Origin of the sequence: Edaphobacter sp., assembly GCF_035532915.1 — a bacterium.
GTDB lineage: Bacteria > Acidobacteriota > Terriglobia > Terriglobales > Acidobacteriaceae > Edaphobacter.
In genome coordinates, this window is record NZ_DATKQC010000219.1 from 1 (window position 1) to 10,946 (window position 10,946).

9 protein-coding genes and 1 pseudogene are annotated in these 10,946 nt (G+C 56.6%); 5 read left to right on the top strand and 5 right to left on the bottom strand.

Annotation, left to right across the window (positions count from 1 at the left end; translation table 11 throughout):
- Positions 1-18 precede the first annotated feature (18 nt).
- The 4 genes from VMU57_RS23025 to VMU57_RS10550 all read right to left on the bottom strand — a co-directional run bounded on the left by VMU57_RS23025 (position 19) and on the right by VMU57_RS10550 (position 4,243).
- A complete protein-coding gene (locus tag VMU57_RS23025; RefSeq protein ID WP_414648628.1) occupies positions 19-504 on the bottom strand; it encodes a transposase family protein in 486 nt (161 codons plus the stop codon).
- A gap of 567 nt (positions 505-1,071) precedes the next feature.
- Complete coding sequence (poxB, locus tag VMU57_RS10540; protein WP_325383173.1) at positions 1,072-2,793, bottom strand: ubiquinone-dependent pyruvate dehydrogenase; 1,722 nt, start codon at positions 2,791-2,793, stop codon at positions 1,072-1,074.
- A gap of 129 nt (positions 2,794-2,922) precedes the next feature.
- The gene (locus tag VMU57_RS10545) at positions 2,923-4,059 is read right to left on the bottom strand and encodes a dipeptidase (protein ID WP_325383175.1); all 1,137 of its coding nucleotides are present in this window, start codon (positions 4,057-4,059) and stop codon (positions 2,923-2,925) included.
- Positions 4,046-4,243: a hypothetical protein gene (locus tag VMU57_RS10550; protein WP_325383177.1), complete on the bottom strand. Its 198-nt coding sequence runs from the start codon at positions 4,241-4,243 to the stop codon at positions 4,046-4,048. The genes VMU57_RS10545 and VMU57_RS10550 overlap by 14 nt, the downstream gene beginning before the upstream one ends.
- 176 nt (positions 4,244-4,419) lie before the next feature.
- Here VMU57_RS10550 and VMU57_RS10555 point away from each other — a divergent pair, with 176 nt between their 5' ends.
- From VMU57_RS10555 to VMU57_RS23030, 5 genes and pseudogenes are all read left to right on the top strand, one after another.
- Positions 4,420-4,734, top strand: coding sequence for a YtcA family lipoprotein (locus tag VMU57_RS10555; protein ID WP_325383179.1), 315 nt, complete (start codon positions 4,420-4,422; stop codon positions 4,732-4,734).
- Between the two features lie 9 nt (positions 4,735-4,743).
- Complete coding sequence (locus VMU57_RS10560) at positions 4,744-5,991, top strand: efflux RND transporter periplasmic adaptor subunit (protein WP_325383181.1); 1,248 nt, start codon at positions 4,744-4,746, stop codon at positions 5,989-5,991.
- A 1-nt stretch (position 5,992) separates the two neighbouring features.
- Entirely contained in the window at positions 5,993-8,191 is a 2,199-nt protein-coding gene (locus VMU57_RS10565; RefSeq protein ID WP_325383183.1) for an FUSC family protein, read from the top strand.
- Positions 8,192-8,304: 113 nt separating this feature from the next.
- On the top strand, positions 8,305-9,741 hold the full coding sequence (locus VMU57_RS10570; RefSeq protein WP_325383185.1) for a TolC family protein: 1,437 nt from the start codon (positions 8,305-8,307) through the stop codon (positions 9,739-9,741).
- Positions 9,742-9,978: 237 nt separating this feature from the next.
- Positions 9,979-10,335, top strand: a pseudogene (locus VMU57_RS23030) (helix-turn-helix domain-containing protein); the annotation flags it as partial.
- A gap of 113 nt (positions 10,336-10,448) precedes the next feature.
- Here VMU57_RS23030 and VMU57_RS23035 read toward each other — a convergent pair.
- Positions 10,449-10,943 carry an RNA polymerase sigma factor gene (locus VMU57_RS23035; protein ID WP_414648629.1) on the bottom strand — a complete coding sequence of 165 codons (495 nt, stop codon included), beginning with the start codon at positions 10,941-10,943 and terminating at the stop codon, positions 10,449-10,451.
- Positions 10,944-10,946 lie beyond the last annotated feature (3 nt).

Below are 10,946 nucleotides of genomic sequence, written 5' to 3' on the forward strand. Positions count from 1 at the left end.
TTTTCTCAGCCTGGAGGTTCAGGCTCTATGTGGGAGATACGGCATGGAACCGACTCCAGCTAAGTTCTCGACCCGTGCCATCAAGGCCTCCTTGTGGCTGGGGACGGCCTCGCTGGCTTTTGCCCTTTTTATCAAGATCACCCGACTGGCGGCCGCGCTTTCGCAGGCCTGACCCACGGCATCCTCAAACCGTTTGCTGAACGGCGCCTTGGAAGGCAGCAACGGAACCTTTTCCGCCGTCACTCCGCAATCCGGGCAGCGCACCCGGTACAACTCCACGACCACTGTGGTCAGGTACTCGAAGCACGGCAGATCGCGCACTTCCCGCTCATAGCTGGCTACAATTTCGCCCCTTGGCTTGCCGCAACCAGAACAAACCAACAACTTGTTGGCCCGTCTACGCCGAACCCAAAGCTTCAGCCTTTTGCCGGGCTCATCAATCTCATGCCGGTACACCTTGTAGCCCGGCCACCCCAATACCCGCGTCCAGTCGTTGTCTCGCATCGTTCGGAGAATAGCCGATTCCGGCCCTCAAGCAAAACCCGCGAAAATCAGGCTACCTTACAGATTCCTGCGCAGAGCCGAAAATACAAAGTGTTCCGCGGCGATGACAGGCGGCCAACCTCTGAGGTCGTTGCACAGATCGATTTCGCTCCCCCCGACGAGAAGACATACAAGATTGTGCAAACCAGCGGGAACTCGTGGGGGGCGAAGATTGTTCGTGAGCTTCTAAACAGCGAAACATCGTCAAAGAGGAAAGAGCACAGCACAGAGATCAGCCGGACTAACTATGACTTCGTTTTTCTTGGACGCCAGAACTTTGGTGACGTTCCCGAGTACGTTGTTACCACCTGAATTATGCATATTTTGAGCACACGGCCGGTGCCGGACCTGTTGAGCATCCGTGTTTTGTCAGTAGCGTGAGCCTCTGAATCCGCCCTTGTTTTACTTTCGTGAACTGTGGAGTGGTTCGTGTTCCTGGTAACCAATCCAGTGATGAAGCAGCAGAACAGCGAGTTTGCGTGCGAAGGCAATCTATCCGAACACCCCCAGCAGGCTTGCCAGATTTGTCTATCGAATCAAGTTCACTTTTGCAAGATCGATGATCTCGTCGCCACGACCGTTGAGAACTGCCTTCATCATGAACAGGCTGAATCCTTTCGCCTGTTCATACGTCATCGTCGGAGGCATCGCCAACTCTTGTCGGGACACGGGGATTTCAACGAGAGCCGGTCCATCAAAGCTCAGGGCTTGCTCAAGCATGGGCGAAATGTCGTCGGCCGTCTTTGCGCTCAATCCGAGCATGCCTGCTCCGTCAGCAATCTTTGCGAAATCGGGATTTTTTAGATCGGTGCCGAAGTCCACGATGCCGGCGGCCTTCATCTCCAATTCGACAAATGCCAATGAATCATTCTTAAAGACAATAACCTTGACTGGCAATTGATGCTGACGAAGCGTGAGCAGATCCCCCATCAACATTGCGAAACCGCCGTCACCCGATAGAGATATGACCTGGCGACCAGGATGGCTGACTTGTGCGCCAATCGCCTGGGGTAAAGCATTGGCCATGGAGCCGTGATTGAACGAGCCAATGATCCTCCGCTTGCCATTCATTGTGAGATAGCGTGCCGCCCAAATGGTCGGAGTGCCAACGTCACAGGTAAAGACAGCATCTTGCGCTGCGAGCTGATCGAGCAAATGCGTCACATATTGAGGATGAATAGGACTCTTCAAGGAGTTTACCGCCAGATCATCCAGACCCTTACGTGCGTTTCGATAACGCGCAAGCGAAGCTTTCAAATGTTCGTCATCGTCGTTTTGCTGCAACTTTGGCATCAATGCGCAAAGCGTCGCCTTGGAATCCCCGACGAACCCAAAGTCCAGCTTGGCCCGCCGGCCAAGCTGCTCACCGCGAGCATCTATCTGAACAATCGTAGCGTTCTTCGGAAAAAACTGCTGATACGGAAAATCGGTCCCGATCATGAGCAGTACTTCACAGTTCATCATTGCGTGGTACCCGGAAGAAAACCCGAGCAGACCGGTCATACCAACATCAAACGGGTTGTCGTGTTCGATGAACTCTTTTCCACGCATCGCGTGCACAATCGGGGCGTTCAGTTTGCCGGCAAGTTCAATCAGCTCTGCGTGCGCGCCAGCGCACCCCGCGCCTCCGAGGATCGTTACTCTCTTTGCCCCGTTCAGGACCGAAGCAAGAAGTTCGAGTTCCTGTTCTGAAGGACAGATCTTCGCCTGCGAGTCTGCAAAGTGAACACGGGGAACCAGCTCAGCCGCATCCTTCAGAGCAACATCGCCTGGCAGCGCCAAGACTGAAACCCCGCGCTTAGAGATGGCTGTTTGCATCGCGATCTCCAGGGTACGAGGCATTTGATCTGGCTGCGAGACCAACTCACAGTAGTGACTGCACTGCGCAAAGACGTGTTGCGGGTTCGTTTCCTGAAAATAGTTGCTTCCGATCTCGGTGCTCGGGATCTGCGCGGCGATCGCGAGAACCGGAACACGACTGCGATGGCAGTCATAGAGGCCATTGATCAAATGGAGATTGCCGGGGCCGCAACTCCCCGCGCACACCGCCAGATCTCCGGTCAAATGCGCTTCAGCGCCAGCGGCAAAAGCTGCAGCTTCTTCGTGTCTTACATGGATCCATTGGAAATCGTCGCGGGCGCGAATCGCATCCGTGATCCCGTTGAGGGAGTCGCCGGCCAATCCGTAGATTCGCCTCACTCCTGCATTTGCGAGTACATCGATGAGCAATTCAGCCACATTCTTCGGCATTGGTCCATCCTTATTCTGCCAGGGCTTTACAAAGCAGAGCAGCTTTACCGTTGTTGGCACTTGAGACTCAGTTCGCAGGCCCCTCGTCCTCCCGCCTTGTGAGTCCCCGATAGCAGAGGCATGATTCTTCTACTTGCCGATCACTTCGCGAATCACGCGCAAGAAATTCCCCCCGAGGATCTTTTTCAGGTCGCGTTTCCCATATCCTCGCCTCACGAGCACATCGACGAGGGCCGGCATTTTCGAGATATCCTCGAGTCCATTCGGAGGCCCGGAGACTCCGTCGAAGTCACTGCCGATCCCGACGTGATCGATGCCCGCGATCCTTACAGCGTGATCGATGTGATCTGCCACGTCATCGATCGTCGCTGCGACTTTCACTCTTGTTCCGAATAACTTACGCACATCCTCCGCAGCGTGATCATCGAGCGCTCTTCCGGTGAACGACGTCGCGTCCGTCTCCCTCTTGATGTCAGCTCTCAATGCTTCCGCGTCGCTCGGGTTGACAAAGCCCTCGCCGAAACAGATCCCAATGACGCCGCCGTTCTTGGCGAGCGCCCAGAGCATTTCATCTGTCACATTCCGCGGGACATTCGAGAGAGCACGCATCGACGAATGCGAAATAATTACCGGCTTGGTCGTTACCTCGATCGCATCATAGAACGTCTTGTCAGAAACGTGCGAAAGATCGACCAACATCCCAAGACGGTTCATCTCGCGCACGACCTCTCGACCAAAGTCCGTCAGTCCGTTGTGTTCAGGGGTGTCTGTTGCCGAGTCTGCCCAGTTGTTGTTCTTAGAATGGGTCAGCGTCATCGACCTTATGCCCAGATGGTAGTACATCCGAAGCACGCGAAGGTCATCGGCGATCGTGTGGCCGCCTTCTACGGTTAGAAATGCCGCAGTTTTGTCCGCCTTCGTAATTCGCCTAATATCTGCCGCAGTTGTTGCAAGCTCGATTTGGTCGCTATGTTTCTCGAGCAGCCATTGCATGGCATCTCGCAGATCCAGCGTCCGCCGGATCGCTTCCGCGCCCTCAAAATAGACTGGTACCCACAACGCACAAAACGGAGCGCGCACCCCTCCGGCGCGCAGTCGCGGAAGATCGACGTGGCCCACATTCCATCGTTTTCCCAAATCCTCGCCCATCACCAGCACGCGCTGCAGCGAGTCGATATGGCTATCGATCCCGATTACGCCGGCTGCCAATTCCTGCGCCTGCTGGAACCTTCTTCGCGAATTGAGTTGACGGTCAGCGCTCTTCATGGGTGACCTCCGGTCCGATGGCAACGCGCTGAAGAATGTTTACTCCGTTGGTAGATCGATCCATCGGCGCGACACTGAAACGAAGCGCGGTAACAGCATGTGCAATCAGCCCGATCGGGGCAGGCAGCCCAATTACCAGAAATAGACATGATGTTGCCCTCACGAGAAAGAGTTCGATATCCATTGCGAGGTCCTCCCGTACACATCTGCGATTAAGCCAGAACTGCAGAAGCAAATCTCTTATACGAAAGTATTGGTCAATACCTTCGTCTAATAGATTCACGCCATCCCTTCTGCCGTAATAGTGGGTGTGTGGAACGCGCTCAGCAGAAATCCAATGCGTAGCGGGTTGAGGTGAGCATGATGGTAAAGCAGCGCAGCGACTCGACGAAGCGCGATCGGCGCCGAACGACCTCACCTCGCCGCCTCGCTGGTTTGTCTCTTACGATGTCGTTGATGCTGACTGGTTGCTCTCACGCGCCCGAATACTCCATCTTTGGTTCTTTCTTCCCAGTGTGGATCTTCTGCTCTGTCGGTGGTCTGCTACTGACGGCGGTGGCACGCTCCCTGATCGCTCGCACTGTTATCGCCGAACACCTCGCCGCGCCCGTACTTTCGTATCTCTGCATGGCGATCTTCTTCTCGTGCACGTTGTGGTATCTGTTCTACAGCTAGGTAAATGCGATGCCGACGCAAGACACTGTCCAAAACGAGGAAGACAAGCACGTTGTGAAACTTCGCTGGTACGGTCGCACTTTCACCGCGACCACGGTTCTGCTGGCAATAGTAGGCTTGACTGCCGTATGGTCGGTCACAATTCGACATCCCCAGACTGATGACGCAGAAATATTTTCCAATTACATCGGAATCGCCCCAGTGGTCGAAGGGCCCATACTGCACCTGAATGTCGCTGACAATCAGCTTGTCAAACAGGGCGATCTGCTTTTCGAAATCGATGATCGCCCCTATCAGTACGCCCTTGGCCACGCCGTGTCGGACCAGGCCGCCCTCGAAGGCCAGATTGTCGACGAACAGAGACGTATTCAGGCAGAAGTGCACGCCGTCACCGCCTCCGGGGCGGCAACCCGCCGCGCCACTGCAAACATCGATCAAGCGCAAGCCTTGATCCGTGAGGCTGAGGCGGATGTAGCCCATTCTGAGGCGGCGCTGGATCGAGCCAAGGCCGAGTGGGTATACGCCGAAAATAACCTGCACCGCCTTGAACCTCTGCTAGCCAAGCAATTCGTTACCGTCGACCAGGTGGACCAGGCACGTACGGCAGAGAGAGCCAGCGCGCAGTTCGTGCACGAAGCCGAGTCACAATTGGCTCTAAACCGGGCCCACCTCAAATCCGTGCTGGCGGCTCTGGCAGAGGCCCAGGCCTCGGCAGAGCAGAGTACGGCACAGCTTCACCAATCGCAATCAAGCGTACTCACCCTCGATCCCCTTGTGAGCCAGCGGCAGGGACGGGCCGCCGCAGTCTCCAACGCCAAATACAACTACAACCAGTGCCGCGTCTACGCTCCCTTCGATGCACGCGTAACAAACCTTGTGATTTCCGAGGGTGCTTATGCTCATGTCGGACAGCAGGTCTTCACGCTAATCGACACTCGCGTCTGGTGGGTGCTTGCGAACTTCCGCGAGACGCAGTTGAAGCATATCCAGCCGGGTATGACTGTGGACGTCTACGTTATGTCTGATCCCGGATTGCGAATTACGGGCTTCGTCGAGAGCATCGGGTACGGTGTTACGCCCGATCCATCAGTCGTGGGCCGAGTGACGTCCGGCCTCCCCGACGTACAACGCACGCTGAGCTGGGTACATCTCGCCAGCCGGTACCCCGTCCGCATCCGGATTCAGTCACCGCCGGAGGCCGTTCGTCTGGGGGAATCTGCAGTAGTAGTAATCCGCGGATTCAAGGGGAGGCCTTGATATGGCGACCCACGCCACTCAACTCCGTCACCAGCCAGCCAGTCGAGGCGCCTCTTGGCTTTGGCTTCGGGAATTTATCCGGTGGGAACTTGCTCCGTATCCGGAGCGCATCAACGCGGTCATTCGGATGACAGTCGCGGCGACGCTGGTCATGCTCATCGTAGAGATCTTCCGCTTTCCTAACGCGGCTCTGGGTGGTTACTACACAATTCTCCTTGCTCGCGAAAATCTCGCCGCTACGTGGCGCGGCGTGCGACTGGCCACCCTTGGATCTGTCGTCGGGTGCCTTTACACCCTGTTGGGTATGATGCTGTTCCGGGGTTACCCCGTGACTCACTTCTTCTGGGTCATCGCAAGCCTATATGTGGTGTTTTTCGTGATGCGCACAGCCACCAACTATGGCGCCGCCCTGGGTTTCGCCTTCCTGCTTGCCAACACTCTGGCGGTGTGGGACAGCTCTTTGCCGAGCGAAATCCAGGTGGAAAGCACTCTCTGGCCACTCCTGGTAATCGCCACCGGCACCGGCGTCACAGTAGCAACCGAAGCGGTCTACCGCATTTTCGATCGTTCCGATCCGCTCATCACATCTGTCGACGATCTGTTGCTCGCAGTGCAACAGGCAGCGGAGTGCTTTGCCGCTCTCCGCGCTCTACCAAAGTCGCTCCACAACAGAATTCTTCAATACGACATGACCGGTACTGGCCGGCTCAGAACGGCGTTGCAGCGGCAAGGCGTGCAACCCACTAAGCGGGCGCAGCGCAGCGCCCTGATTTCGCTAGCGGGCCGGCTCATCGGCCTTGCCACGAATCTCGCGCGCAATCACCCCCACCCCGGCGAAGACGATGCGCCCCGTCTACGCACACTTGCTGAGAGGCTCCGAACAATCCGAACCGAGCTCCGCGAGTCCAGGGTCAATTTTGCATCTCCTGCTGTGCTCATAGGGCAGCCGTCCTCCGGATGTCCCGGGCTTCAGGAAATGGAACGAACCGTCGCGCTCATCACCGAAGTCTTTCACCGCGATGAGATCGTCGACAGCTCTCAGAGCGTGCCCGCACGGGACGGGTGGCGCGCTCTGTTCCTGCCTGATGCATTCGAGAACCGGGAGTATCAACGCTTCGCCTCTGCCGGATGCCTGGCGGCAACCGTCTGTTACGTCATCTACAATGCGATCGCATGGCCCGGCATCAGCACCTGCATCATTACTTGCGTCGTCACTGCGCTTAGCACCGTTGGAACTTCACTCCAGAAGCAGTCTCTCCGCATTGTCGGATACGTTGTCGGGGGACTGGTCATGGGGGTTTCGGCGCAGATTCTGATCCTACCCGGCATCGACAGCGTCTTCGGATTTGCTCTCTTCTTTGCCGCTGGAACCGCAATCGCCGCGTGGATTGCCACCTCAAGTCCGCGGCTATCCTATCTTGGCTTGCAGATCATGCTTGCCTTTTACTTCGTCAACCTGACAAGTGCCCGGATCCAGACGGATCTTACGATCGCGCGAGATAAGGTCGTTGGCGTGTGGTTGGGTCTTCTCGCCATGGGCTTTATCTTCGACCGGTTCGGGCCAAAGAGCGATGCGGAGCAGTTGCAGAAACTGCTGGTGCGGAACATTAGGATGCTGGCGCAGCTCGCAGTCTCTCCGGTGGTGAGCTCCGGAGCAATTACCGCTTTGCAACTCGGCCGTCTCCGCAGTCAGATCAATGACAACTTTACCAGTCTGGCATCGCAGATGGACGCTGTGCAGTTCGAGTTTCAGTTTCACCATCGACGCGAACAAGACGTTGCCAAGTGGGAGTGGGCACAGAGGGCTCAGCCGGACTTGCGTTCCATCTTTGTGCTAGAACTCAGTCTTCTCTCACACCGCGGACGATGGGAGAACGCCTCCGAATTGACCTCAGTTCAGGTTCAGGCCCTGGACCATTTTTTAACCGAATTCAGCGGCGAACTCATGCACACTGCCGCATGGATAACGCACGAAGAGGACGCCGCAGCGCCGCGCGTTTTGAATGATCCCATCCAGCGATTGCAGGAAGCCTACGAGGGCCACAGCACCTCGAACTCGCAGGCGATCCTTGATATCTGTCAGCAGATGGTCTCATCTCTGGTCATGCTGCGCCGTCCGACGCCGGGCCGCCATGCAAAGCACAAGTGTGATGTCGATTGTGCCCCCTCAGAACCCATCCGAGCCGAGGGATTCCTGTGAATATCAATCACCATAAGACAAGGACGTGGCCGGAGATTGTCCGAGTGCTGCCGGGAATGAACCGGAAGAAGTTTCGATTGTCGAAAAGCAAGGCATCATTTAGAGTTCTGCTTTTGTGCCTACTTCTCGCCTTCTCTGCGGCGCCAGCTCCGGGGCAGTGTGCCGGTAACGTATCTTCGCCCGCAGTCGCCGCCGATTGCGCCGCTCGCGAAACTCCACGCGAGGGATCAGCGATCCTCGATCCAGCTCATCCCTACACCCTGGCTGAGCTGATCGATATTGCAGAAGACCATAATCCCAACGCGCGCACAGTCTGGGAGCGCGCAAAGCAGAAAGCAAGTGAACTTGGTTTAGCAAGGAGCGCTTATTATCCCAAGCTGGACGGTTTAGCTGTTTTCGGCGACCAGAGATCGATCGATCCATTCCCGAAACCTCTCGCGCCTCGCGGTTACACCACGGTCGAGGTACCAGTCGTCCAACCTGAAGTCACGCTCCAATACCTCATCTTCGACTTTGGTAAGCGCGGGGCGAGGATAGACTCCGCGAAAGCGGAGAAGCTCGCCGCAGGTGCAGACGTCATTCAAGTGGATCAAGCGCTGGCATTCCGCGTCGCCATGGCCTATTACCAGCTCGTGACCGCACAGGAGAGATTGCAGGCCGCGCAAGACACGTTGCGAACTGCACAAACCACGCAGGATGCGGCTGAAAACAGATTGAACAACGGGCTTGCAACTCTTCCTGATGTTCTCAATGCTCGGGCCGAAACGGCGCAGGCTGTGTTCGACGAGAAATCCGCGGATGGGGATGAACAAATTGCGCGCGTCACGCTGACTGAAGCGGTTGGAGCCGATCCGTCTCCCAATATAGTCATTGACAGCCAGAGGAGCGCGCCATTGCCGGAGAAACTTGCAATGTCCATCGACGCGCTGATTGATCGCGCGATGCAGAATCGTCCTGATCTCATGGAACAAACTCAACGAATCCGCTCCGCCGAGGCCCGTGTTCGTGCAGCGAAGGCAGAGTACAAACCGCAGATTGTTCTCTCTGGATCGGCCGCTCAGACCTCTCTGTGGCCCACGGCGGATTACGGTCAGTTCGGCCCTGCGAGCGAGCCTACGTGGTCCGTCGCAGCCGGCATTCATTGGCGCATCTTTGACGGAGGTGCCCGCAAGAACGAACTGTTGATCGCCGAATCACAACGCCGCGAGGCCGCGGATAAACTTACCGCGGAACAGGATCAGACGACGCGCGAGGTCTGGACCGCCTATATAGGCTTTCGGACGGCGCTGCGAAAACACGATGCAGCAGTGGCGCTTCTCGAGTCTGCGAACGCTTCTTACTCGGCATCCCTCGATGCATACAAATACGGCGTTAAGAATCTGGTCGATGTTGTTACTGCGGAGAAGCAACTGGCCCAGGCTCGACTAGCAAGTGTCTCCGCACGATCGGATTTATTCCTGGAGGCAGTCAAGCTTGAATTCGCCACAGGAAACCTGCTGAGGAATCAGCCGCCTGCGACAGTACTTCAATCTCAGGAGGGACATCAATGATGTGGATTTCGAGAAGTTCATGTCGGACTACGTTTCGAAGACGATTTTAACTCCCCAAGACGAAAGGTGAGTCCGCATTCGGATTCCCCGTTACTACGCGGGTGACCAGATCAACGCGCACGTCCTTTATCTCGATTACCGCATGGGACGCCGCAACTGACCTAGAACCGTGCCTTCGTAGATTCGTAATCAAGGTTGGCACTTTTTCTGGACGGTAGCGAGCGTTATAGCGGAGGCATGGACAAGCGTAAGAGGTTACAGATCCAGCTTTCGCGGCAGGAACGGAAACAGGTCGAGGAGTTGTTGAGCGGCGGGGTGCAGCCGGTCCGGGCGGTGATTCGGGCTTTGGTGCTGCGGCAGATCGACGAAGGCCGAACAACGGTAGAGGCCGGAGCCGGAGTGGGCATTTCCGCCAAGGCAGCCTGGGAGATTGGCAAGCGCTATCGAGAGGGCGGGTTGCAAGCGGCACTCTACGATGCGCCTCGCCCAGGCCAGAAGCCGCTGCTGGACGCCGAGCACGGGCAGCGCATTATCGCCCTGGTCTGCAGGCCGCCGCCGGCAGGCCGGGCGCGTTGGTCGGTGCGGTTGATCGCTCAGGAGGCAGTGAACCGAGCCGGGACTCGAGAATTCGGGCTTGTAGCCTCTGTGATGTCCGACCGATCGCCAATCAGCAAGGAAGATATGCGGACTCTGATCCGCTCAAACACTCACTGCACATGCCGTCGAAGCTCGTTTCTTGCCCGCAGTAGCCTTGACTTGACCGCGGGAACTGAAATGCAGAGGGATTGTGCAATCTCGTTCAGCGAGAGATCGCAGCCCCGGCGCAATTCAACAACTTCACGATGTCTTGGTCGCATCCGGCGAATCGCTTTTGTGAGTCTTTCCTCGGTCTGTCGCCGGGCGTAGGACTGCTCGGGGTTGTCGCGATGATCTCGAAATTCACACGCATCGCTCAGTCCATCGGTTGGGATTAAGTCATCGATTGGAAGCGTGTGGGAGTTCCGCCTTTTTCTTAGCAACATCAGCGCAGAATTGATCGCGATTCGCGTAAGCCAAGTCGAGAAGCTCGATCTGGATTCGAAAGTGTGAAGGTGAGTGAACGCCTTCATGAATGAGTCCTGAAGAACGTCTTCCGCATCCTGCCAGTTGTTTGTGATTCGGTAGGTCTTCAGCAGCAGCCTTCGAGAATGGCGTTTGCTCAGCTC